Source organism: Pseudomonas sp. 1928-m (assembly GCF_029269135.1).
Taxonomy (GTDB): Bacteria; Pseudomonadota; Gammaproteobacteria; order Pseudomonadales; family Pseudomonadaceae; genus Aquipseudomonas.
Window position 1 is genome coordinate 129,214 of record NZ_JARIXO010000007.1, and the last position, 23,906, is coordinate 153,119.

Annotated in this window: 25 protein-coding genes; 13 read left to right on the top strand and 12 right to left on the bottom strand. The window is 61.4% G+C overall.

All coding sequences use genetic code 11. The annotated features are described in order from the left end of the window. Nucleotides 1-33 precede the first annotated feature (33 nt). Both P3C18_RS18860 and pgm read right to left on the bottom strand, forming a co-directional pair. A complete protein-coding gene (locus P3C18_RS18860) occupies nt 34-192 on the bottom strand; it encodes a DUF3309 family protein (RefSeq protein ID WP_275963338.1) in 159 nt (52 codons plus the stop codon). Between the two features lie 128 nt (nt 193-320). Further along, nucleotides 321-1,973: a phosphoglucomutase (alpha-D-glucose-1,6-bisphosphate-dependent) gene (pgm, locus tag P3C18_RS18865; protein ID WP_275963339.1), complete on the bottom strand. Its 1,653-nt coding sequence runs from the start codon at nt 1,971-1,973 to the stop codon at nt 321-323. 397 nt (nt 1,974-2,370) lie between these two features. Here pgm and P3C18_RS18870 point away from each other — a divergent pair, with 397 nt between their 5' ends. Continuing rightward, a complete protein-coding gene (locus tag P3C18_RS18870) occupies nt 2,371-2,667 on the top strand; it encodes a hypothetical protein (protein ID WP_275963340.1) in 297 nt (98 codons plus the stop codon). Between the two features lie 101 nt (nt 2,668-2,768). After that, entirely contained in the window at nt 2,769-4,895 is a 2,127-nt protein-coding gene (locus P3C18_RS18875; protein WP_275963341.1) for an EAL domain-containing protein, read from the top strand. Here P3C18_RS18875 and P3C18_RS18880 read toward each other — a convergent pair. Together P3C18_RS18880 and P3C18_RS18885 are read right to left on the bottom strand one after the other, a co-directional pair. Further along, a complete protein-coding gene (locus P3C18_RS18880; RefSeq protein WP_275963342.1) occupies nt 4,892-5,596 on the bottom strand; it encodes a Crp/Fnr family transcriptional regulator in 705 nt (234 codons plus the stop codon). The two genes, P3C18_RS18875 and P3C18_RS18880, sit on opposite strands and share 4 nt — an antisense overlap. 152 nt (nt 5,597-5,748) lie before the next feature. Continuing rightward, complete coding sequence (locus P3C18_RS18885; protein ID WP_275963343.1) at nt 5,749-6,477, bottom strand: Crp/Fnr family transcriptional regulator; 729 nt, start codon at nt 6,475-6,477, stop codon at nt 5,749-5,751. A gap of 249 nt (nt 6,478-6,726) precedes the next feature. Here P3C18_RS18885 and P3C18_RS18890 point away from each other — a divergent pair, with 249 nt between their 5' ends. Then, nucleotides 6,727-7,260 carry a hypothetical protein gene (locus P3C18_RS18890; RefSeq protein ID WP_275963344.1) on the top strand — a complete coding sequence of 178 codons (534 nt, stop codon included), beginning with the start codon at nt 6,727-6,729 and terminating at the stop codon, nt 7,258-7,260. A gap of 32 nt (nt 7,261-7,292) precedes the next feature. Here the strand turns inward: P3C18_RS18890 and P3C18_RS18895 are convergent, their stop codons facing one another. The 3 genes from P3C18_RS18895 to P3C18_RS18905 are packed head-to-tail and all read right to left on the bottom strand — an operon-like array spanning nt 7,293 to nt 9,252. Continuing rightward, complete coding sequence (locus P3C18_RS18895; RefSeq protein WP_275963345.1) at nt 7,293-7,526, bottom strand: zf-HC2 domain-containing protein; 234 nt, start codon at nt 7,524-7,526, stop codon at nt 7,293-7,295. Next, a complete protein-coding gene (locus tag P3C18_RS18900; RefSeq protein WP_275963346.1) occupies nt 7,520-8,131 on the bottom strand; it encodes an RNA polymerase sigma factor in 612 nt (203 codons plus the stop codon). Before P3C18_RS18900 ends, P3C18_RS18895 begins: the two co-directional genes overlap by 7 nt. Continuing rightward, on the bottom strand, nt 8,131-9,252 hold the full coding sequence (locus P3C18_RS18905; RefSeq protein WP_160016304.1) for a beta-ketoacyl-ACP synthase III: 1,122 nt from the start codon (nt 9,250-9,252) through the stop codon (nt 8,131-8,133). The genes P3C18_RS18900 and P3C18_RS18905 overlap by 1 nt, the downstream gene beginning before the upstream one ends. 353 nt (nt 9,253-9,605) lie before the next feature. Here P3C18_RS18905 and P3C18_RS18910 point away from each other — a divergent pair, with 353 nt between their 5' ends. The 8 genes from P3C18_RS18910 to P3C18_RS18945 all read left to right on the top strand — a co-directional run bounded on the left by P3C18_RS18910 (nt 9,606) and on the right by P3C18_RS18945 (nt 16,196). Beyond that, nucleotides 9,606-10,679, top strand: a complete 1,074-nt coding sequence (locus P3C18_RS18910) for a hypothetical protein (RefSeq protein WP_275963347.1) — start codon at nt 9,606-9,608, stop codon at nt 10,677-10,679. A 149-nt stretch (nt 10,680-10,828) separates the two neighbouring features. Then, entirely contained in the window at nt 10,829-11,440 is a 612-nt protein-coding gene (locus tag P3C18_RS18915) for a LysE family translocator (RefSeq protein ID WP_275963348.1), read from the top strand. Nucleotides 11,441-11,469: 29 nt separating this feature from the next. Continuing rightward, complete coding sequence (locus P3C18_RS18920; protein ID WP_275963349.1) at nt 11,470-12,198, top strand: ABC transporter substrate-binding protein; 729 nt, start codon at nt 11,470-11,472, stop codon at nt 12,196-12,198. Between the two features lie 93 nt (nt 12,199-12,291). Beyond that, nucleotides 12,292-12,717 (top strand): MarR family transcriptional regulator, encoded by a 426-nt coding sequence (locus P3C18_RS18925; protein WP_275963350.1) that lies wholly within the window; start codon nt 12,292-12,294, stop codon nt 12,715-12,717. A 34-nt stretch (nt 12,718-12,751) separates the two neighbouring features. After that, the gene (locus P3C18_RS18930) at nt 12,752-14,110 is read left to right on the top strand and encodes an MATE family efflux transporter (protein ID WP_275963351.1); all 1,359 of its coding nucleotides are present in this window, start codon (nt 12,752-12,754) and stop codon (nt 14,108-14,110) included. Beyond that, nucleotides 14,107-14,382, top strand: a complete 276-nt coding sequence (locus P3C18_RS18935; RefSeq protein WP_275963352.1) for a hypothetical protein — start codon at nt 14,107-14,109, stop codon at nt 14,380-14,382. The genes P3C18_RS18930 and P3C18_RS18935 overlap by 4 nt, the downstream gene beginning before the upstream one ends. Nucleotides 14,383-14,501: 119 nt before the next feature. Next, a complete protein-coding gene (locus tag P3C18_RS18940) occupies nt 14,502-15,284 on the top strand; it encodes a transporter substrate-binding domain-containing protein (protein WP_275963353.1) in 783 nt (260 codons plus the stop codon). 159 nt (nt 15,285-15,443) lie between these two features. Next, on the top strand, nt 15,444-16,196 hold the full coding sequence (locus tag P3C18_RS18945) for a hypothetical protein (RefSeq protein WP_275963354.1): 753 nt from the start codon (nt 15,444-15,446) through the stop codon (nt 16,194-16,196). A gap of 4 nt (nt 16,197-16,200) precedes the next feature. Here the strand turns inward: P3C18_RS18945 and P3C18_RS18950 are convergent, their stop codons facing one another. From P3C18_RS18950 to P3C18_RS18960, 3 genes are all read right to left on the bottom strand, one after another. Beyond that, nucleotides 16,201-18,543 (bottom strand): M48 family metallopeptidase, encoded by a 2,343-nt coding sequence (locus P3C18_RS18950; RefSeq protein ID WP_275963355.1) that lies wholly within the window; start codon nt 18,541-18,543, stop codon nt 16,201-16,203. Nucleotides 18,544-18,620: 77 nt separating this feature from the next. Continuing rightward, nucleotides 18,621-19,955 (bottom strand): NAD(P)/FAD-dependent oxidoreductase, encoded by a 1,335-nt coding sequence (locus tag P3C18_RS18955; RefSeq protein ID WP_275963356.1) that lies wholly within the window; start codon nt 19,953-19,955, stop codon nt 18,621-18,623. Between the two features lie 262 nt (nt 19,956-20,217). Next, the gene (locus P3C18_RS18960) at nt 20,218-20,976 is read right to left on the bottom strand and encodes an SDR family oxidoreductase (protein ID WP_275963357.1); all 759 of its coding nucleotides are present in this window, start codon (nt 20,974-20,976) and stop codon (nt 20,218-20,220) included. Nucleotides 20,977-21,117: 141 nt separating this feature from the next. Here P3C18_RS18960 and P3C18_RS18965 point away from each other — a divergent pair, with 141 nt between their 5' ends. Beyond that, nucleotides 21,118-22,020: a LysR family transcriptional regulator gene (locus P3C18_RS18965; RefSeq protein WP_275963358.1), complete on the top strand. Its 903-nt coding sequence runs from the start codon at nt 21,118-21,120 to the stop codon at nt 22,018-22,020. Nucleotides 22,021-22,045: 25 nt separating this feature from the next. Here P3C18_RS18965 and P3C18_RS18970 read toward each other — a convergent pair whose 3' ends face one another. Both P3C18_RS18970 and P3C18_RS18975 read right to left on the bottom strand, forming a co-directional pair. Next, nucleotides 22,046-22,471 carry a 3-isopropylmalate dehydratase gene (locus P3C18_RS18970; protein WP_275963453.1) on the bottom strand — a complete coding sequence of 142 codons (426 nt, stop codon included), beginning with the start codon at nt 22,469-22,471 and terminating at the stop codon, nt 22,046-22,048. A 127-nt stretch (nt 22,472-22,598) separates the two neighbouring features. Continuing rightward, nucleotides 22,599-23,036, bottom strand: coding sequence for an HIT family protein (locus P3C18_RS18975; RefSeq protein WP_275963359.1), 438 nt, complete (start codon nt 23,034-23,036; stop codon nt 22,599-22,601). 135 nt (nt 23,037-23,171) lie between these two features. Between P3C18_RS18975 and P3C18_RS18980 the strand changes: the two genes are divergently transcribed. After that, complete coding sequence (locus P3C18_RS18980; RefSeq protein ID WP_275963360.1) at nt 23,172-23,876, top strand: glutathione binding-like protein; 705 nt, start codon at nt 23,172-23,174, stop codon at nt 23,874-23,876. Nucleotides 23,877-23,906 lie beyond the last annotated feature (30 nt).

Below are 23,906 nucleotides of genomic sequence, written 5' to 3' on the forward strand. Positions count from 1 at the left end.
CCATTGCATGCACACGCAATGGCTACATAGCCTTTAAATACGGCCCATTAACAGCAGCACCAACAGCACAATCACCACTACGCCCAAGCCGCCCGTAGGCCCGTAGCCCCAGCTGCGGCTGTGTGGCCAGGCCGGTATGGCGCCGACCAGCAACAGCACCAGCACGATCAATAAAATGGTACCCAGGCTCATGGCGTTCTCCTTGATGAGTCACTGCAGCGCGCCGGAACAACAGGTGCCGACATGGCACCCAAGCGCTCTTTCATCCTGTACGCCACTGCAGCCGCCGTCGGTGCGCTATCGCACCAACGGGCGCCGCTCTATTCGCCAGTCAGGGCGCCATCGACGAGCTGCTGCGCCTCGCTAAAGATGCGCTGCAGATGCGCCGCATCGCGGAAGCTTTCGGCGTAGATCTTGTAGATGTCTTCAGTGCCCGATGGCCGCGCGGCAAACCAGCCGCCTGCGCTGATCACCTTGATCCCGCCAATCGCCGCGCCATTGCCCGGCGCCTTGTCGAGCACCTGGGTAATGGCATCACCGGCCAGTTCACGGCTGCTGATCTGCGCCGGCGAGAGTTTGCCCAGGGCTTTTTTCTGCGCCGGTGTGGCCGGTGCATCGACGCGGTCGGCATAGATTGCGCCGAACTCATCACTCAGCCCCTGGTACAACTCGCCCGGGTCACGCCCAGTCACGGCGGTCATCTCGGCGGCCAGCAGGGCCAGGGCGATACCGTCCTTGTCGGTGGTCCAGACCCGGCCATCACGGCGCAGGAAAGTCGCCCCGGCGCTTTCCTCGCCGCCAAAGCCCAGGGAGCCATCGAACAGGCCACCAGCAAACCATTTGAAGCCCACCGGCACTTCCTGCAACGGCCGCCCCAAACGAGCAGCGACGCGGTCAATCATCGCGCTGCTGACCAGGGTTTTACCCACCGCCGCGCTGGCGCTCCACTGCGGACGATGCTGGAACAGGTAATCGATGGCCACGCTGAGGAAGTGGTTGGCCGGCAGCAGGCCGACGCTCGGCGCGACGATGCCGTGGCGGTCGTAGTCGGTGTCGCAGGCAAAGGCAATGTCGTAGCCATTCTTCAAGCCGATCAGACGCTGCATGGCATGGCTGGAGGATGGGTCCATGCGGATCTGCCCGTCCCAGTCCAGGCTCATAAAGGCGAACTGCGGATCGATAATCTCACTCACCACATGCAGATTGAGGCCGTACTGCTCGGCGATGCGCGCCCAGTAATGCACCCCGGCGCCGCCCAGCGGATCGACGCCCAAACGCAAACCGGCTGCGCGGATCGGCGCGAAGTCGATGACATTGCCCAGGTCATTCACATAGCTGCCGAGGTAATCGTATTCCTGCACATTGGCCGCCTGCCGCGCCTGCGCCAGGGGCATGCGTTTGACCTCGCGCAGGCCGCCTTCGAGCAGCGCATTGGCGCGGTTCTGCACCCAGGTGGTGATATCGCTGTCAGCCGGGCCGCCATTAGTGGGGTTGTACTTGAAGCCGCCGCTGTCCGGCGGGTTGTGCGAGGGGGTGATGACGATGCCATCGGCCAGGCCCGAACTGCGGCCCTGGTTGTGCACCAGGATGGCCTGACTGATCGCCGGCGTCGGGGTGAACTCACCGCCGGCGGAGATCATGGTCTGCACGCCATTGGCCGCCAGCACTTCAAGCGCGCTGTCCAGCGCCGGTTGCGACAGCGCATGGGTGTCGGCGCCGATAAACAGCGGGCCGCTGATGCCCTGGCTGCTGCGGTAATCACAGATCGCCTGACTGATCGCCAGCACATGCGCCTGGTTGAAGCTGTGCGCCAGGGAGCTGCCACGATGCCCGGAGGTGCCAAATGCAACGCGCTGGCTGACCACGCTCGGGTCCGGCTGCAGATCGTAATAGGCCGCCAGCAGCGCAGAGATATCGGTCAACAGGGAAGCAGGTGCCGGCTGACCGGCCAAAGGGTGAATGCGCGGGCTCACAAGGGGCTCCAAAGGATGATCGGGCGGTGAAAAGGGCGCCAGTTTAGCAGCCTGGCTGGCTAAACCGGGCAGGCTTTAAGCCGCATGCACGCTAGGTGCGATAGCGCACTGACAACGCCCCGGCAATCAGCGTATCTAAGACTTAGCCCCACCCTATTTGCGCCAGCATGGGACTTGCTCAGAGGTGATTATGGACAGACCAACCCAGCGCCAACCCGCCCCACGCCCAAACGGCCAGGCTCGACGAAAGGCCATGCGGCGCCCCCCTGAGCGAAAGCCCGATTAACCGGCAGTAAACCTATTGCAGTTGTCGACGTTAGCGCGGGTCAAACCCAGCGGCGGACGTTGTGCGTTGGAAAAAGCACGTGAAACACGTCCACGAACAGGGAGAGATGACATGCACAGGCTTGGATACATCCACGCGATGGCCAGCAGCATCGCTCTGATACTGCTGACCTTGCTGGCCGGCAGCGCATCTGCCGAGCTATTTGCACCTGAAGTGTTCAGCCAGGCGCCGCTGTACGCGCCAACCGCCGAACCGGACGAGAGCAACGGCCTATACAACACCAGGCTGCTGCCCGAAACAGAGAGCACTGAGCCTGCCAGTAGCCAGGCGCGGCTAAACAGCCACTGGATCAGCTTGCCGGTAAAAGCGCCGCAGCATGACCAGCCACCACCAGGGCTGCGCTTCTGAGCACGAAAACACACTGCACCTCCCACGATGCTTAACGCCATATCGGCAACGCAGGCGCCTCGCCCGCCCCGCGTAATGTTGTGCAAGGAAGAATAAGCATCATGGTTAATCGCGTTCTGATCATTACCGGCAACACCGACGACGCCGCCACCCTGGAAGACGTGCTGGAAAGGGCCCAGGACGGCCCGTTCTTGATCGAGTGGGTGACCAGCTTGGCGCAGGCCCTGCAGCGCCTGGAAAGCCACCGCAAAGAGCCCATCGACGCGATCATGGTTGATCTCGACCTGCCGGACAGCCAGGGCCTGGCCACCTTCGATAAGCTGTTCGTTCTCGCTTCGAGCATTCCGATCCTCACTCTAAGCGCCCTGGAGGATGACCAGCAAACCTGGGACGCCATCCAACGTGGTGCCCAGGGCTGCCTGTCCAAGGGACACTTCAACAGCTATCTGGTGCCGCAATCGCTGCGCAGTATCATCCAGCGCAAAGCGGTAGAAGAGGCGCTGTTCGTCGAAAAAGCCCGCGCCGAACTGACGCTCAACTCGATCAGTGATGCGGTGATCAGCACCGATCTACAGGGTAACGTCGACTACCTCAACAGCGCCGCCGAACATATGACGGGCTGGCAACTCGACGAAGCCCATGGCCTGCCAATCGCCAGCGTGATGCACCTGGTCAACGATAAAACCCGCGAGGCGGTGGCCAACCCCATCGCCAAGGTGCTGCAGCACGATGAAGGCAAAGTGCTGGCGGCCGGCACGATACTGATCCGCCGCGATGGCAGCGAGTCCGCCATCGAAGATTCCGCCGCGCCGATCCATGATTCAGCCGGGCGCCTCAAAGGCGCGGTGATGGTCTTCCACGACATGACCGCCGCCCACGCCATGACCGAAAAGATGACCCACCTGGCGCAACATGACGCCCTGACCAACCTGCCTAACCGCGCCCTGCTCAATGACCGGATCAACCAGGCGATTGCCCTGGCCGAACGGCGCAGCAGCCACCTGGCGCTGCTGTTTCTCGACCTGGATAACTTCAAGCACATCAACGATTCGCTTGGCCACGGCGTCGGCGACCAGCTGCTGCAAGCGGTAGCGCTGCGCCTGAGCGACTGTGTGCGCAGCTCCGACACGGTCAGCCGTTTGGGCGGCGACGAATTTGTTGTGCTGCTAAGCGAAAGCCACTCGGCCGAAGATGCCGCGCGCACCGCTGAAAAAATCCTCAGCGCCCTGGCCGTAAGCCACAGCATTGGCCAGCAGCAGCTGCACATCACCTCCAGTATCGGCATCAGCACCTACCCCAACGATGCCACGGATGCCGAAGGCCTGATCAAGAATGCCGACACGGCGATGTACCTGGCCAAAGAGGAAGGCCGCAACAACTACCAGTTCTTCCGTCACGAGATGAATGTTCACGCGGTTGAACGCCAGTTGATCGAAGCGCACCTGCGCACAGCCATGGAAAACAGCGAATTTGTCCTTCACTACCAGCCGAAGATCGACCTGCACAGCGGCAAAATCACCAGCGCCGAAGCACTGATCCGTTGGCAGCACCCGGCCTGGGGCATGATTCTGCCGGCGCGTTTTATTCCGGTGGCCGAGGCCTGCGGGCTGATCGTGCCACTGGGCCGCTGGGTGCTGCTGCAAGCCTGCGCCCAGGCCAAGCGCTGGGAGAACTGCGGCTATGCCCTGGATTCGGTGGCGGTGAACATCTCGGCCCTGGAGTTTCGCCGCAAGGACTTTGTCGACAGTGTGGAAAGTGCCCTGCGAGTCACCGGCCTTAACCCCCACAACCTGCAGCTGGAGATCACCGAAAGCGTGCTGATGCGCGACGCCCAGGCCAGCGCCACGATCCTGCAGCAGCTCAAGACCCTCGGCGTGCAACTGGCGGTGGACGACTTCGGCACCGGTTACTCAAGCCTCAGCTACCTCAACCAGTTCCCCATCGATGTGCTGAAAATTGATCGCTCCTTTGTTCAGGACATCCACAACAGCAACGGCATTATCGTAAGCGCCGTGATCGCCATGGGCAACAGCCTGAAACAGCGCGTGATTGCCGAAGGCATCGAAGAAACTGCGCAGCTGGAGTTTCTGCGCAGCCATCACTGCAGCGAAGGCCAGGGCTTTCTGTTTAGCCACCCGGTCAGCGCGGAGCACTTTGCCAACCTGCTGCGCAGCGGCATCAGCTCGCCGATCAATACGCTCTACCAGGCAACCGGCACCCGGGGTTAGAACTGCGCGCGGTAATCGGCCTGCAACGCCGCATAACACTCGCAGGCCGCGCGCTCCAGCCCGGCGCGGTTAAGGATATTGATCTCACCCCGGCTGTAGCTGATCAAACCGCGCGCCTGCAACGCCGCAGCGGCAATCGATACCCCACTGCGGCGCACCCCGAGCATGTCGGCGAGAAATTCATGGGTCAGGTGGAAATGATCGGCATGGGCGCGGTCATGGGTCATCAGCAGCCAGCGCGCCAGGCGCGGCTCGATTGCATGAAAATGCGTGCAAGCCGCGCTCTGTGACAACTGCGCCAGCACCACATACAGGTAGCGTTTGAGCGAACGCAACAGCGCCGGGCTGCTGAGCAACTCCTGCTTGAACAACTGGCTGCTGATGCGCAAGGCGCTACCGGAGCCCTGCACCACCGCACGCATGGGCGCCAGGCCGATGCCCAGAGCGAGGGTCGCACCGAGCATGCCTTCATTACCGATCAAACCCATTTCCAGCGGCTGATGCCCATCCAGGGTGGTGACCAGTGAGATAAAACCGCTGAGGGGGAAGTACACATGGTGAATCGGCCGGTTGGCCTCATGCAGCACATTGCCGAAAACCAGGTCCACCGGTTCGCAGCTTTCAAGGAGTTGTTTGCGTTGTTTGGCCGGCAGCCCTTCGATCAGAAGGCTGAGGATATGCAGCGGTGCTTTAACAGACATTCACTTGTCCCGAGCACGACGCTTGCCAAAGAATGGCACGACAGCGGTGCCTGACGCTCTCGCCGCTGCAGTCTGCCTGAGCACCCGGCAAAGCTCTGTGCGCTACGGCACTCAAGCCACGCCATTAAATTGCTAACCGCGCGCGTAACAGGTTAGTGCGCCGGATGCGCCACTTTATAAGGCAGCAGGCGGTCTGTTTCGCGCTTGACCACGGCATAACACTCACAGCTCAGGCGTTCGAGCTTGTCGCGATCCAGCACAGTGATCAGCCCACGGCTGTAATCGATCACACCCAGGCGGTGCAGTTTGCCGGCCGCCTCGGTAACGCCCTCACGGCGCACGCCGAGCATATTGGCGATCAGTTCCTGGGTCATGGCCAGCTGACTGCCGGAGAGGCGATCCAGCGACAGCAATAGCCAGCGGCACAGCTGCTGGTCAATCGAGTGGTGGCGGTTGCACACCGCTGTCTGCGCCATCTGGGTAATCAGCGCCTGGCTGTAACGCAGCATCAACTGCAGCATGTCGCCATGGCGGTTGAACTCTTCCTTGAAGCGTTTGCCGAGCACCCGGTAAGCACTGCCGGCACTCTGCACAATGGCCCGGCTGGTGGTGCTTTCGCCGCCCATAAACAGCGCTACGCCAATCACCCCGTCATTGCCCACCACGGAAATCTCCGCCGATGCGCCGCTTTCCATCACATACAGCAGGGACACAATCGAGTCGGTGGGAAAGTAGACATGCCGCAGCGTGTCGCCCGATTCGTAAAGCACCATGCCCAGCGGCATCTCCACCAGCTCAAGGTGCGGCAACAGGCGCTCCAGCACTTCGTCAGGTAAGGCGGCAAGTAGGTGGTTTTGCTGCGGATTGGGGGCTACGGACATCACTGTCTCCGGTCTTCTTAGGCCTGTTGGCGATTGATATGCGCTCGCTACAGAGCCTGAACTGCACGCACCAGCATAATCCAATCTGTTTTTATATCTGTACGGTACCGTACAGACAGCCCCTATGCCGAGCCGTTACAAGAGGTGGCACGCTGGCCACCGTGCGGGCCCGAAATAGCCCAACATGCAGCTTCTGCAGCCATTTGCGGCTATCCTTGCCGGCCTCTTTTATGCCGCAGGATGACCCCAATGAAAGCCCAGCTCGAAGAACTGATCAGCAAAATAAGCTCGGGCTGCATGCTGCCAGAAGAAGTCACGCGCATCGCCACCGAGGCCGCCCAGGCCTATGCCGACCCGCAGGCGTTTCTCGCCGCCAACCCGGATATCAATTTCGACGACAGCTTCCCCATCCCGCTGGGCGAATGGGTGGTGGTCGGCAGCCTGCCGGAAACCGTACTGTTCCAGGCCGACAGCTATGACGCGCTGTTCCAGCAGATCACCGAGTCGTTTGGCCCTGAGGTGAGCTTTGTGCTCAAAGCCAAGCAGTTGGCCAAGGTCGAGCCGCTGAAAGCGCTAAACCGCATCCAGGTGCAGCTGTCCAGCCTGTCACCGGAAACCAAGGGTTATGTTTTGCTGGATTTCAGCGAGCCGCTGGATGACGAGCTGCAAGCCGTACTGGTCTACAGCACAGACTTGGCACGGGTGATGGAGCTGGCGGTGGAAGTCGGCATCTACGCCGCGCCGGCCTATGAGGCGCTTAAGGCTGCGCAGGAAGCCGAATAACCGAGAACTGAGCCAGGCCAATGGCCTGGCAATCAGCCGTTATTGCGCCGAACTTCGGCCAGCTTGGCCGCTAATTTATCCAGCTCGGCGCTCTGCCCGGGCGGCAGTTGCCGTAGTACCGCCTGACTCATGCGCATCTGCCGGATAAAGCGCCGACAGTGCTGACACATGGCCAGGTGCAGGCGCACTGACATGCGTTTACCCAGGCCCAGCTGTCCATCGAGAAATTCGCTGGAGTGGGCCACCAACTCCTTACAGCTCAACATTGGCCGGTCTCCTCAAAATGCTCCAGGGTGGCGAATACCTTGAGACGCGCACGGTGCAGCAGCACCCGCACATTGGAGAGCGAGACCTGCAAAAGATTACAGATCTCCTCCAACTCCAGCCCTTCGCGCTCACGCAGGTGCAATACGCTGCCCTGCAACTCGGACAGGCTGGCCAGGGTTTTCTCCAGGCATTCGCGCAACTCGTCCTCGGTCAGCAGTGCTTCCGGGGAGTCGTGATGCCAGGCATGCGGCGCCAGCAGCCAATGGCCATCGGCGCTGAAACGCTCATCACCAATGCTGCCGTGGGGCGAGGGAATATCGTCGAGTAGCACTTCACGGCGATTGCCCTTGAGGCGGGTTTTCGCGGTGTTGGCGGTGATGGTCAGCAGCCAGGTCTTCAGACTGGAACGCGCCTGAAAACCATCGAGGCTGCGCACCACGGCCAACCAGGCGTCCTGCACCACTTCATCGGCATTGCGGCTGCCGACAATGGCAAAGGCCACCGCGCGCATCGCCCCCTGATAGGTGGCGACCAGCTCGCGGTAGGCCTTCTGCTCACCCGCCCGCAGACGAGTCAGCAGCGCCTGATCGGCCGGGTACTCCATCAATGCTTACGCAGAATCACGCTACCAATCGAATACCCCGCCCCGAACGAGCTGAGCACGCCCAGGGCGCCGCTCGGCAGGTCTTCCTGGTATTTGTGCAGGGCGATCACCGAACCAGCCGAGCTGGTGTTGGCGTAGGTGTCGAGAATCACCGGCGCTTCGCCTGGCTCTGCGTCGCGACCGAGCAGCTTGCGCGCGATCAGCAGGTTCATATTGAGGTTGGCCTGGTGCAGCCAGAAACGCTTCACGTCGCCAACGTTCAGCTTGTTCTCAGCCAGGTGCGCGGCAATCAGCTCGGCAACCATCGGGCAGACGTCCTTGAACACCTTGCGGCCTTCCTGAACGAACAGCTTGTCACGCGCGCCAACGCCCTCTTCCGCACAGCGGTTGAGGAAGCCGAAGTTGTTGCGGATGTTGTTACTGAACTGGGTGATCAGCTTGGTGCCGACGATATCGAACTGGTAATTCGAGGTGGCCTGGTCGGCGCGCTCGATGATTACCGCCGTGGCGGCGTCACCGAAGATAAAGTGGCTGTCGCGGTCGCGGAAGTTCAGGTGGCCGGTGCAGATTTCCGGGTTGACCATCAGGATCGCGCGGGCCTGGCCCAGTTGCACGCTGTTGGCGGCCGCCTGGATGCCGAAGGTGGCCGAGGAGCAGGCGACGTTCATGTCGTAACCGAAACCCTGGATGCCCAGTGCGGCCTGCACTTCAATCGCCACCGCCGGGTAGGCGCGCTGCAGGTTGGAGCAGGCAACGATCACCCCGTCGATATCGGCGGCAGTCTTGCCGGCGCGGGCCATGGCGTCCTTGGCGGCGCCTACGGCCATTTCGCAGAGGATGCCCCAGTCTTCATTGCTGCGCTCCGGCAGGCGCGGCGCCATGCGCTTGGGGTCGAGGATGCCGGCCTTGTCCATGACAAAGCGGCTCTTGATGCCCGAGGCTTTTTCGATAAAGCCGCTGCTCGACTCGCTCAGCGCTTCAACTTCACCGCTGGCAATGGCCGCGGCGTTGTCGGCATTGAATTGCTGGACAAAGGCGTTGAACGACTCGACCAACTCATCGTTGGAAATACTGTTTGCCGGGGTATAGAGGCCGGTACCACTGATCACGACGTTATGCACAGTCATTCCTCTTGTTCTTCGCCGCAGGCAGCGGCCAGTTATGCAATACGCCCAGGGCAGGCTAGGCCATGGGCAAAAAAACGGCTGACAGGCTCAGCAAACTCGATCCATGAAACGTCCTGTTACGAGCCACGGAGTTTGCCACAGCCAGGGGGGCTTCGTCCGCTCAGCACGTCAGGCCAGATGCAACAAGCTGCCGGCTATTGAGGCAAAGATGCTCACAACGTGGCGCAAGACACATCCCGCCAGCGCCCGCGCACTGGCACTTGAGCAGCCTCACCCGTCCGGGTGATAGCTGATTGTCGGACAATCTATATGCTCGCCTTTCCCTAATAACAAGAAAGGTTTCCGCCATGCGCAAGCTGCTTTTACTGCTGGTGCTGAGTTTTGCCCCATTGAGCCAGGCCGCCGTGGGTGTGTTCCCCGACAGCACCTTCCAGAATCTCGACCACGGCCTGTACTGGTTCGGTTACGGCGACAGCTGGCAAAAAGCCGTGCCCGGCCAGAGCAACGCCTATTACGTGGCCAGCAAGCCGACGCTGATCTATATCCACGGTTGGCAGAACGGCTCGACGCAAAAGAAGAATCGCGAAACCTTCAACCGTAAAGATGCCGGCGGCCCAGACCTGGATCTGGCCCACGCTTGGCTCGCCGCCGGTTACAACGTCGGCGTGTTGTACTGGAACCAGTTCGCCGATGAAGGCGAAGTGAAGGATGCCGAAGCCAAGATCTGGACCGCCAGCGGCCCGCGCGCCATGCGCTGGCGCAACAGCAGCGGGGTTTACGCCAGCGGTCCAACTCAATCGGCCAGCGACCTGCTGTTCAACAGCTACAAAGCCAACCTCGCTGGCTACAGCGGCAGCAATATCCGCATTGCCGGGCATTCCCTGGGCAACCAGATGGCCATCGTGCTGACCAAGAAGATCAGCGATGCAGTCAGCGCTGGCACGCTTAACAGCAAGCTGCTGCCCAAGCGCGTCGCCCTGCTCGACCCCTTCTACTCCAACAACGCGAAAAGCTTCCTGGGCAACAAGTGGGTCGGCGAAGTGTGCCGCAGCTATGTCAGCGAGCTGAAAACCAAGGGCGTGATCTTCGAGACCTACCGCACCTCCGGGGCCAGCAGCACCGGTTTTATCGGCGACAGCAACACCGGGCTGATGAACATGACCGCGTTCAGCGAGTTAAAACCCTGGTACTTCAACACCACACAGCTGACCGAGAAACACAATGCCGCCGTGTGGCACTACCTGTGGTCGTTCAGCAGCAACCCACCGCTGATCAGCGGCACCAGCAACCAGGCCGCCTCGGCGAAAACCAGCGACAGCCGCATCACCACGCTGATGAATGGCAGCAAGAAACTGGTGCAGGATCAGGGCGCCTACAGCAAAGAACCGTCCGACGATAACTTCAAGGAAGCCAACCGCTGATAACGACGGCCCTGCCTTCACCGGCGGGGCCGTTGCCTCGGCATATCCGCCAACGCGACCTAAGGCGGCTTGACTATCCAGTCACAGCATGAAAAAACAGAGGCACGCAGGCTCTGCCCTGCTCTCTCCCGCTTCTGGATACCTGTCTTATGGCTCTGCATACCTGGCTGCTTTTTGTCACGGCGGTATTTGGCCTGGCGCTGACTCCAGGCCCCAACGGCCTGCTCGCGCTCAGCCATGGCGCTTTATATGGTCATCGCAGAACCCTGTTTACCGTCAGCGGCGGAGTGCTGGGTTTTACCCTGTTGATGGCCTTGTCGATGCTCGGTATCGGCACCTTGCTGCAAGCCTCGGCGCAGGCCCTGACCATTCTCAAATGGCTCGGTGGCGCCTACCTGATCTGGCTCGGCATTCAACTCTGGCGCGCGCCGCCCCTGCACCTTGCGATGGCCGAGAAGGCCAGCGAGACCAGCCCTTTCAAGCTGTTTCGCCAAGGCCTGCTGTCAGCCATTTCCAACCCAAAAGTGATCCTGTTTTTCGGCGCATTTCTGCCGCAGTTTCTCGACCCGCGCGGTGACCTCTGGCTGCAGTTCGCCATCATGGCGCTGACCTTTGCCGTGGTCGAAGGCAGCGTCGAATACCTGCTGGCACGCATGGCCCATCGCGTGCGGCCCTGGCTGCAACGCAGCGGCAAAGGCTTCAACCGTTGCTGCGGCGGGATGTTTGCACTGATGGGCGCCGCCCTGCCGATGACCCGCTGAAGCGCCCACAGCGCAAAGGATCTGCCCTGGTGCCCAAGCTGTTACCTGCCCTGCTGTTGCTCACATTGAGCGGCGCTTCATTCGCCGCCGAGCGGGCGCTGCGCTTCTCGATCAACGACAGCTGGGCCATGCCCATGGTGCGTATCGAAGACGGCAAGGCGGTGGAAGGCATTCTGGTCGACCTGCAACAGCGCATGGCCGCCAAGGTTGGGCGCAAGGCCGAGCTGCTGGTGATGCCGCGCATGCGCGTACAGCATGCATTGGATAGCGGCGAGATCGATGTGCGCTGCTACGTCAGCCCGAACTGGGTCAACAGCGGCCACTACCGCTATATCTGGAGCCTGCCTTTTATGACCCAGCGCGATGTGCTGGCAGGCGTTACTGCCGAAAAACTGCAACCCGAGCAGCTGCTCAATGAGCGCCTGGGCACCGTCCTCGGCTTCACCTACCCGCGCCTGGAACCGCTGTTCGCCAGCAACCAAATCCAACGCGAAGACGCCCGCACCCAGGATCAGGTGCTGCTCAAACTCAGCGCCCGGCGCTACCGCTACGCCATCAGCAACGAACTCTCGCTGCACTGGTTCAACCGCCACCAAGCACCCGGGGAAAAACTGCACCTGCTTAGCGAAGTGGCTACCGACCCTATCGCCTGTATCGTCCGCGACGCCGTGGATATCCCGACCATGGCCCTGCTGCGCGCCATGGTGCAGATGAAACAGGCTGGCGAATTCGACGACATACTCGCCCGCTACCGCTGACCTCAAGCCCTACACAGGCAACCGTCGATTAACTGCAGGCTTGCTACACTTCATATAGTTAGTTAGCCTAACGAAATATAACGGAGAGCACGCATGCCCATCACCGACAGCCTTAAACGCCTGCAATGGCACATGTGGCACCACTGGCGGCAGTACGCCCAGCACAGCGGCAGCATGGAGCTGAGCAACAGCGAGCTGGATTACCTGTATGCCCTGATGTCCGCCGAAAACGGCCTGCGCCTGACCGAACTGGCCGAGCGCATGAGCGTCAGCAAGGCCAGCGCCAGTGCCATGGCCAGCAAGCTGGAAGCACGCGGTTACCTGCAGCGCCTGCCCTGCAGTGACGACGGCCGCGCCATGCGCCTGCTGGCCACGGCCAAATCCAATGCGCTGGAACAGGAAGAGCGCGATGTCTACGTGCAAACCGCCGCCAGCCTTGAACAGAACCTCAGCCCTGAAGAAATGCAGCAGCTCAGCCAGTTGCTGGCCAAAGCCTGCCAGACCCTCGAAATCGGCTGACACAGCCGCGCAACCCTTTACCCATGAAAACCTTATGAACAGTCAAAGCATCACCCGCACCTTCTGGCGCTACAGCATCCCGGCCATCGCCGCCTTGATGATCAGCGGCCTGTACATGGTCGTCGACGGCATCTTTATCGGCCACGCCATGGGTGCCACCGGTTTGTCGGCGATCAACATGGCCTGGCCGCTGTCCGGGCTGATGCTGGCCATCGGTATGATGATCGGCATGGGCGGCGGCGCTCAATGTTCCCTGGCCCAAGGTGCCGCACAGTGGCCCGAAGCACGTAGCTATCTGGCGCAAGCCTTATGGTTGCTGGTACTGCTGGGCATCCCCACAGGCGTGCTGGTGGTGCTGAGTGGCCCGGCGTTTATGGCCATGCAAGGCGCCGAGAACGACCTGGCGCAACTGGGTAACGACTACCTGCTGGTGCTCGGTTGGGCCACGCCCTTGGTATTCGGCTCCATCGCCCTACCCCTGCTGGTGCGCAACCTCGGCGCACCGCGCCTGGCGACCCTGGCCATGCTGGTGGGCGCCCTCACCAACGTGGCGCTCGATTACCTGTTTATCATCAAATTGGAGTGGGGCCTGCACGGCGCAGCCCTGGCCACGGTGATCGGCGAAAGCCTATCGGTGCTTATCTGCCTGGGCTTTATCTGCAGCCGTCACAACCCGCTGCAGATGGCCCTGGCCGCCTGCACGCTAAACCTGCGCAAGAGCCTGGACATCCTCACCACCGGCTTCTCCAGCATGCTGATGTACCTCTACATGAGCCTGGTAGTGGTGCTGCACAACCTGCTATTTATGCACTACGGCAGCCCCCTGCAGGTGGCCGCCTACGCCATCGCCGGCTACCTGATGGCCTTCTACTACATGTTTGCCGAAGGCGTGTGCGGCGGCATGCAACCGCTGGTCAGCTACTTCTACGGCGCCCGCGAGCCGGACAAGGTGCGCCGGGTGCTGCGCCTGGGTCTGCTCACGGCGGTAGGCAGTGGCGTACTGATGACTGCAGCGCTGTTAATCCTGCCCAAGCTGTTTGCCGGGATTTTCAGCGGCAGCGACGCAGCCCTGCTCGACGCCAGCGTATTGGGCCTGCGCCTGCACCTATTCGCCATGTTCCTTGATGGCTTTATCATCCTCGCGGCGAGCTTCTTCCAGGCCATGGGCCAGGCCCGCTACGCCACCCTGGTGACGGTGGGCAATATGCTGATCCAACTGCCCTTCCTCGCGCTGATGCCACTGCTGCTGGGCCTTAACGGCGTATGGCTGGCCCTGCCGCTGTCCAACGTCTGCCTGAGCCTGGTGGTGATCTGGATGCTGCGGCGCCAGTTGCAACAGCTAAAAACGCTCGACAGCACACCCCTCAATCCAACCCAGGAACAACCGCTATGACCGAGGCCCAAGAAGAACAACTCTGCGTACTGCTGGAAGACGCACAACAGCAGCTCTTGGCAGAGATCGACAAGGCGCTTCTGGCCTGCAGCACGACGCTTGACCAGGCCGCCCGCACCGCCGGCCTGCACAACGCGCAAGACCCAGTAGTCGACCCGCAATACCTGTATGCCGTACTGCACCAGCACTGCTTCGAAAAACTGCATCAAGGCGATGCCGAAGTGGCCAGATTCGTCGCGGATAACCAGAGCGCGCTGGCAGAGCAGCTGTAATCGCGGTAACCGGGAGGGCGGTAAAACAGCGCAATCACGGGCAGATCATTGACCGCCCTCTCCGCGTCTCAACTACGCTAATAACACTCAAATCGCCGTCAGCTGCATGGGAGGTTTACATGCGTATTAGCCTGGCACTGCTTGCCCTTAGCGTCGCCATCAACGTCCACGCCATCGAACAACCAGTGCAGATCTGCCTGGGCGACAGCTACGAGTGGCCGCCGTACAGCTTCTGGGAGCGGGTCAACGGCGAACCAGAGCAAAGCCGGCTGACCGGTTATTCCGCCACCCTAGTGCTCAAGGCGCTGGAAAACCTCGGCCTGGATTACCGCATCCACTACATGCCCTGGGCTCGCGCCCAGCAGGAACTGGCCGACTTCGCCAGCAAAGGCCGCTGCGAAATGACCTGGGACGCCAGCTTCAACAGCACCCGCGCCGGTTTTCTCTACTACAGCGTACCGCTCTACAAAACCCGCCTGGGGTTGTTCTATTCGCGCAAACGCTTTGCCGAGCCGCCGCAACTGGCACTGCCTGATGACCTACGCCAGTTCAAGGTGTGCGGCGTGATCGGTTTCAATTACCAACCCTATGGGATTGACTGGCCCCTGGAGCGACTACCGACCATTCAACAGAACCTTGAGATGCTCGACCGCCAGCGCTGTGACTTCTTCCCCAGCGAGATCGAACCCCTGCTCGGCGGCATTGCCATCGGCACCTACAGCGATCCGGGGCAGCTCACGCCTCTGCCGCTACCGCAACAGAAGACCTTCTACTTAATGGTCAGCAAAGGCTCACCGCGCGCCCACGAGCTGATCAACCGACTTAACCAGATCATCATCGAGCAACAGGAAAACGGTGAGGCGCAGCATTTACTGGAGCGTTTTCTGCCGGGGATGCAGTAAACCCAAGACACGGAGAATAACGCCCACAAAACAGTAGCCAGGCGCACTGTGATCCACGCCACAGCGACCATGGCGGCGCCTGACAAGCAGCTATCATCCGTGATCTGATAGCCACGTTTGCGCGACTTATCTCTATTTCCAAAGGACTGGATCATCACCATGCCCCTACTCGCTCTGCTGGTTATCGCCTGCCAAGTCACCTGTGGTCTGCACGTAGTGCGCAGTGGTCAGGAACGCTACTGGATCTACTTGATCATCGCCCTGCCGGGCCTCGGCTGCTTGATCTACTTCCTCGGCATCATGCTGCCCGACATGCTCGGCAGTCACCGTGGGCGTCGCACCATCAACCGCCTGCACGACAGCATCGACCCCGAGCGCCACCTGCGCGCCCTGCGTGATGAGTTGGAGATTCGTGACACCCGCGACACGCGCGTCAATCTGGCCGATGAGCTGTTGCGTATGGGGCTGGCCGAAGAAGCGGCCAAGCACTATCAGCTAGCCTTGCGGGGGATTCACAGCGACGCGCCGGATATTCTTCTCGGCCTGGCCAAGGCCCGCTTTGCCCACGACGATTTCGCCGGCTGCCGCGAAAGCCTTGAGCAGTTGATTAACAAAAATCCAGACTTCCGTTCAGCCGACGGCCACTTGCTCTATGCCCGTACGCTCGAAGCCTTGGGCGAAACCCTCAAGGCCGAAGAGGAATACCAAGCGCTGAGTAGCTACTACGCCGGCCCCGAAGCCGCCTATCGCTACGCTTTACTGCTGCGCAGCTTGGGCCGCCAACGTGAAGCGCGTGAAATGCAACAACAGATCCAGACCTACGCCCGCCGCGCTGCCAGACACTACCGCACACTGCACAAAGAATGGCTGGAGCTCAGCCAGCAGGAACTGCGCAATCTGCAACAGGACTGACAACTCAAACCGCTTGCGTAACCTTGAGCACCAGACGAATGCCACGCAGCCCCTGCTCGCGCTCACGCTGCAAGGCATAGCTGGCCAGGTCAGCCATGGCCCGACGGTGCACATAGGCCAGGCTGTCGATCAGCGTCGCGCTATTGCGTAGGAACTCGACCGGCTCGCCGGCCTGGGCATTCAGCCGTGGGCAGCGCAGGCGCAGATAACCGCCCAGAGTGCTGCCATCGAGCAAGGTCTGTGGAATCTGATCCGCCGCTTTGAGCAAGCGCAGGGCCAGATCCTGATAGCGTGACAAGGCGTCCTGGCTCAAGCGCTCAGTCAGGCTGTCGGGAGTCTGCTGATGCCAATCCAGCAAGCGTTCGGCCAGCTCACGGGCCTCCAGCAGGCGCGCATAGTCGACATACAGCTTGCTCAAATGCAGCGCCAGACGGGCGGTTTCACGCAGCACAGTGGTTGCACCCGCCAAACTCAGTTCCAGGCGGCGCCGGTATAACGAAGCGGCCTGAAGTAACTGCAGCTGCGCTGGGGTCTTACCGGCGTCAATCTGTTGATACAACGGCAGGTGCTTGCTGGCATCAAACGCCTCACTCTCACTGAGCCGCGAATTCACGCCATTGCGCTGCAACTCACCACACCAGGCCAGCGCCACTCGCTGGTCTTCCTGCGCCTCAGCCTGAGTCCAGGCCTGGGTAATTTCCGGAGACAGGCGCCGCAACTCGTCAATCACAGCCTGCCAGCCCAGCGTGGCATGGGCCGCCTGAACCGGCTGGTGCAGCGCCAGCCAGGGCAGATTGCGCCATTGCCGGCCGGTCCACTCCCAGAGCTGATCAAGCGCCTCTTCACGCTGAGCGCTGATCTGGAAGATCTGCTGACTGTCCTGCAACTGCTGCTCGTCATACTCCAGACCCAGCTCCGCGTAGTAAGCCTCGGTGACACTCTTACAATGCTCGGCGAAGTGCTCGAATAGAACTGCCGCCGGCCGGGCGTCATGCAAGTAGCCGGGCGCCTGCAGGGCTTCACTGTGCTGGATACGCGCCAGATCGGCAGGGTGCGTGTGCCAGTAGCGGGTACTGCCCTCTTCGAGGCTCTGCTCCATCTGCTGCCGAGTGGCCTGGCTCATGCTGGAGGTCTTTTCGGCAGTGGCGTGCGGCATATCGCGCAGCAGACGACGCTCGCGCCAGGTACGGGAATTCTGCTGATCCACTTCACGCCAGGCCCAGGACAACGCACGCAGCTGCAAGGCACTGCCACGAAACGCCGCACTACCGGCCAGCAAACTCTCGTAGCGGTCGGCGTCGAACTCCATCTGCCGCGACAATGAGCGGGACAGGCGAAAGCTCAGCCAGAAACAGCCACGCATCAGCAGCCGCGACAACTCGATACCTTGCTGCGCCACCCAGATTGCCAGCTGCAGAATCCACCAGGGATCGTTTTCCAGCCATTCCTGCAGGCGATCATCCCAAGGGTCGCGGCTATTACTGCGCACTTCCAGCCAGGCATTGACCGAATTGACCAGGAAGTTACAGCGCATGCCCAGACGCTGAGCAAAGTGGCCAAACTCGTGCCCCAGTACGCCGACAAACTGCTGCACGCTCATCCCGGCAACCAGTGGCATGCCGATGGTCAGCACCTTGCGGCCAGAGAAGAATCCGCTCCAGCCATTCTCAAAATGCACGCTGGCATTCACTTCATTGGACAGCTGCACCGCCACCGGCGGGCGCAGGCCAATCGCCTGACACAACTGGTTGATTACCAGCTGCAAACGCGGTTCGCAGGCCAGGTCCAGTTCCAGCGGTTCATCACCACGCTGGCTGGGTAGAAAGAATGGCCGAGCCATAAACAGCAGCAGAATGCCGCCGCTGATTGCGGGTACGCCATAGATGCAAAGCAGCAACCAGATATTGCGCAACCCTCCGAGGTATTCGTGGATATGCATCAGGTACCAGGCAAGCCCCACGCCCAGGCCAATCACCAGCCCTGCATAAAGCGTCGGCACCAGCAGGCAGCAGAGCGTGACCAGAAACAGCTGCAAGGCGTAGGCCGGGCTGGGCCGGGCGCGCTTAAGCCCCTTCTGGGCTAGTTCCTGCAAAACCGTCAGAGGGTCGACCGCCGCAGGCGCGGCAACTTCCTCGACCGAGACGGCCAGGCCTGCCTGCTGCAACCGACTGCACCAGCGCTCGGCACTGGGCCGATCCAGACCACTTTTGACCACTCGGTGAGCAGGAGGCAGCAAGGCCTTCACCTGGGCCTCGGAGAACTTCAGCTGCGTCTGTAGATGCTGAGCAATCTGCTCAGGCGTATACCCAGGCAAGGCCCGGCCACTCAGCACAACACGGAACGACACGGCGATCCCTCGCTACAAATTGAAATTGGCGGGCAGCTTAACAAAGTGTTCAGCGCCCGCAGTACGTCACGCACAGCTCAAACCACCGGCAGCTGCCCAGCCTGTGAAGCAGTAGTAATCTCACCTAGAGCTGTAACTTCCGGCTGCCCATTCCAGACCTGCAACGGTCGTTCGGCACCGGCCAGCAGCCAACCACTGCGCCCACCCACCAGGGTGCTGACCGCATGCGCGCGGCCCAGCGGATTGTGGCGCGCCAGTAACAGCACGCCGTCACGCAACCAGGCCAGGCTGCGGCTGTGGGATTGGAACAGTGGCGTGAGCAGGCGGCTGGCTTGGCGGTAGTAGCGCAGGTGATCACGTCGGCTGCTGGCATAGGCGGCGAATACTGCTGACCAGTCGCAGTCCGTCGCTGCGTTCTGTGCGGTAACCGCAGCGGATAAAGCAGCCGCATCCACCAGGGCCATATTGGCGCCCTGGCCCAGTTGTGGGCTCATGGCGTGGGCGCAGTCGCCGATGGCGATCACCCGGCCGTCGTGCCACTGCTGCATACGTACATCGGCATACACCGCCTGGCTCAGTTGCTCGGGGCGTTCGATCAGTTCAATAAAGGGCTCGGCGGCGCTGCCAGCCAGTTGCCGTACCTGGGCTTTCCAGGCGGCCAAGCCGGCTTCGCGCCAGGCACTGAACTGCGCCACCGGCAGGCTCCAGAACAGGCTACTCAGGGCCTGCTCGCGGTTCAGGTGAGTACGCCCAGTGGGCATGATGCCGAACATCTGCGCGCAGTCCCGATACCACTGGCGCAGGTCCGTGGCATCCGGCGCGTTTGGCGAGGAAGCCGGGGTCGGCACAATGCTCCACAGCGCGCCCCAGGGGTAAGGCTGCAACCATTGTTTGACCTGCATCTGCCCACGCAGAGCCGAGCGCACGCCATCGGCCAGCACCAGCGCGGCGAACTCGCCGAATGGCTGCTCGACGCCCTGCTCGTCCTGACGGTAGAGCTGCACATGGTTGCTGTACTGGCTGAAACGGCTGATATGCACACCGGTTTCAATCTGCACCCCAGCTTGCCGCGCCGCGTTGAGCAAGGCCGTGAGCAATACGCTGCGATGGATGCCCATGCCGAAACTGCCGGGCTGCCAATGCGCGTAACGGGTATCGAGAATCACCCGGCCATTGGCCGAGGTGCCGTACAAGCGGCTGACCGCAGCCCCCAAACCGCTGCACTCGGCAAACAACCCCAGTTGCTGCAACACCGCCAGCCCCGAGGGCTGCAACAACACCCCGGCCCCCACCGGCTGCAGCTCCGGCACGCGCTCCAGCAGGCGCACGCTGAAACCCTGGCGGACGAGGAACAACGCCGTGGCCAACCCTGCCGTACCGGCCCCAACAATGGCAATCGGCAATCCCTTCACGACCCGTCTCCGTTAATTAACCGAGCGGATTCTACCCTTGCCACTTCCCCGCGCCGCCATACGTAGCAATAGATTGCCGCCAGTCTGAGCGCCAGCGCACATCATATGTTGGCAAGCGGCAGAACCTGTTTACGATCTCGCGAGCTAGAGCGAGACAAGGCAGAAATGACCGAGGGCGCGGAGTTTACTGGTTGTAAATGAGCAAGCCCGAGGCCATTTCTAACGCCGTATCGCCGACGCGCAGCAGATCGTAAGTAGGTTCTCAGAGGAACATGCCACCCGATGCCTCTATCCGCTGCCCGGTGATCCAGCGGCCGCCGTCACTGAGCAACATGGCAATCGCGCCGCCAATATCGTCCGGCAGGCCGACCCGGCCCAGGGCGGTATTGGCGGCGATAAAGGCATTGACCTGACTGTTGTCGCGCACCACGCCGCCACCGAAGTCGGTCTCGATAGCGCCCGGGGCCAGCACGTTGACGCTGATACCACGCGGCCCCAGCTCCTTGGCCAGGTAGCGCGTCCACACCTCGATGCCACCCTTCATCGCCGCATAGGCGGCATAACCCGGCAGGCTGAAACGCGCCAGACCGGTGGAAATATTGACGATGCGGCCCTGCTCGGCGATCAGCGGCAGCAGTTGCTGGGTGAGGAAGAACGGCCCCTTGAGCTGAATATTCACCAGCTGATCAAACTGCGCCTCAGTGGTTTCGGCAAAGCTGGCGTGGATGCCGATACCGGCGTTGTTAATCAGAAAGTCGAAATCGCTGCGGCCGAAGGTGCTCTGCAGCCCCGCCGTCACTGCTGCGGCAAACGCAGCAAAGCTGCTGCTCTGGCTGACATCCAGTTGCAGCATCAGCGCACGCGCGCCGAGTTGTTCGATCTCGGCAGCCAGGCTCTGCGCATCCGCCGCCTGACTGTGGTAAGTGCCGATGATGTCGATACCCTGCGCCGCCAGATGCAGGGCAGTGTTGCGCCCCAGGCCGCGGCTTGCGCCAGTGATCAGTGCGATTTTACGGGTCATGTGCGTGCTCCCTTTAGTTGATTAGCAGTGCCGTGGTTGAAATCAGTAAGCACAGGTTATTGCTCGACTTAAACTGGATAAACTCAGAAAAATTGAAAACACTGATCATCAATCACGAACAATTCAGCGGAGCTGCTGCCCATGAATACCCTGGAACTGCTGCGCACCTTTGTCCGGGTCAGTGAGCTGGCCAGTTTTACCCAGGCCGCCGACAGCCTTGGCCTGCCCAGGTCGAGCGTGTCGCAGCAGGTGCAAAGCCTGGAAACCCTGCTCGGCACACGCCTGCTGCACCGCACCACGCGCAAGGTGCAACCGACTCAGGACGGCCTGGTGCTGTATGAACGCAGCAAGGACATGCTGGCCAATATGGATGAGCTGGAAGGCTTGTTCCGCCAGGACGGCGCGCAGCTGAGCGGCCGCCTGCGCATCGACATGCCCACCGGCCTGGCGCGACGCTTGGTGGCACCACGGCTGGGGGAATTTACCGCGCAGCACCCAGGTATCGAACTGGAGATCAGCAGCAGTGATCGGCGCGTCGATCTGGTGCGCGAAGGCTTCGACTGCGTGCTGCGCATCGGCGTGGTCAACGAGCCCAACCTGATCGTCCGACCGCTCGGCCAATTACCGATGGTCAACTGCGCCAGCGGCGCCTACTTGGCACGCTACGGCACGCCGCAGAGCCTTGATGGCCTGGCCCAGCATCGGCTGATCCATTACGTGCCGGTGCTCGGCAGTCGCTCAGACGGTTTCGAATACCTGGCCGGCGGCGCGCTGCAGCAACTGCCGATGACGGGAAATATCACGGTGAATAACGTCGATGCCTATGAAGGCGCATGCCTGGGCGGCCTGGGGATTATTCAGGCGCCGCTGATCGGGGTTAGCGAGCTGCTGGCCAGCGGGCAGCTGCACAGCCTGTTGCCAGACTACTTGCCGCCGCCCATGCCGATCAGCCTGCTGTATGCCCAGCGCCGTCATCAGCCGCAGCGGGTACGGGCATTTATGCAGTGGTTGGAAGCGTTGCTGAGCGAGCACACCGGCACCTGACGGGCAGGCACCGGCGCGAGGCGCGTTACTGGGTAATCGGCAGGATGTCGAAACCTTTGCGGTTATCGCTGACGATACGGAAGTTCTGCTGCGAGCCCGGCTCAACCTTCACCGCCAGCTCACGACGCAGACGGCCCATGCCGCACAGGGTGTCGTCCATCTCGTCGATACCGATGCTCAACACCCGCGTGCCGACCGGCACCTGAAAACGCACCTGCTCACCCACGCCGATGCGCGCAGCCACCTTGCGGTCGACCAGCACCGCCACATAGCAGCCCGCCCCCATGCCGCCTATATCGCGATCGACCTGCAACTGCCCGCCCAATCCCAGCGGCTCCTGATAGCCCAGCAAGCGATCCGCCGGCACGGCTTTTACATTCTCTGGCGCGGGCTTCCAGGACGAACAGCCGGCCAACAGCAACAGCGGTAAAACGGCACAAATCAATCGCATATGACGCATGGAAGCCCTCCATGGGCGCAGAAAACAGCAAAGGGGAACAGCCAAAACGGCTTGAGTATTGCCCCTGGCGCGGCCGGCCTCAAGTACAGACTTTTGCGCCGCCGTAACCAGGGTTTTATTAGCCGGCGATACGCTTGAGCAGACGCGCCTGCAGCGCCGCCAGCTCTTCAGGAGTCGCCTTGCCGCCGGCGTGCACGCTGAGCGTCTCGCCGGCATAGCGCGGCACGATATGCATGTGAATATGGAACACCGTCTGCCCGGCCGGCGCGCCATTGAACTGCGCCACCTGCACCCCGGCAGGCTCAAGTTCCTCAACGATCACCCCCGTGAGCTTTTGCACCACGGCCATCACCTTGTTCAGGCTGTCGGCATCAATTTCCAGAATATTGCGCGCCGCCGAGCGCTTGGGGATCACCAGGGTATGGCCGAAGGACTGCGGAAACACATCGAGGAAGGCCAGCACATCCTCATCCTCGTACAACTTGTAGCAAGGGGCTTCGCCGCGAATGATCTGGGCAAAGATATTCTGGTTGTCGTACTCGCCGTGCAAGCTCATCGGGGTTCTCCAGTGGACGGGGGGTGAGATGGCCCCAACCATACCGATTTCTGCGCACGGGGAAAAATCTGCAACCTGACCAAATGGCCAATCACCGTTATCCTGAGCCTTTCGCCACCTTAATCCGGAGCGCCCATGTCAGCCCTTGCCGCTTACCCCATTACGCAAAAATGGCCCGCCCAGCACCCCGAGCGTTTGCAGCTGTATTCGCTGCCCACGCCCAACGGCGTCAAGGCCTCGATCATGCTCGAAGAAATCGGCCTGGCCTATGAGCCGCACCTGGTCAGCTTCGACACTAACGATCAGCTCAGTGAAGAATTCCTCTCGCTCAACCCCAACAACAAGATCCCGGCGATCCTCGACCCCAACGGCCCCGGCGGCAAACCGCTGGCACTGTTCGAGTCCGGGGCGATACTGATCTACCTGGCGGAAAAGACCGGCCAGCTCTTGGCCCAAGACCCCGCCATGCGCTACGAAACCCTGCAGTGGCTGATATGGCAGATGGGCGGCATCGGCCCGATGTTCGGCCAGCTGGGTTTCTTCCATAAATTCGCCGGCAAGGACTACCCGGACAAACGCCCGCGCGACCGTTACGTCGCCGAATCCCAGCGCCTGCTCGGCGTCCTTGATCAACGCCTGCAAGGCCGCAGCTGGATCATGGGCGAGGACTACAGCATCGCCGATATCGCCGTGTTCCCCTGGGTGCGCAACCTGGTGGGCTTCTACGAAGCTGGCGAGCTGGTGGAGTTCGAGCGTTTCAGCAATGTGCAGCGGGTGCTGCAAGCCTTTGTCGCCCGCCCGGCAGTTATCAAGGGCTTGGTAACCCCGGCACGCGGCTAAAATAACTGCCCGCGACCTAATTCAACGCGA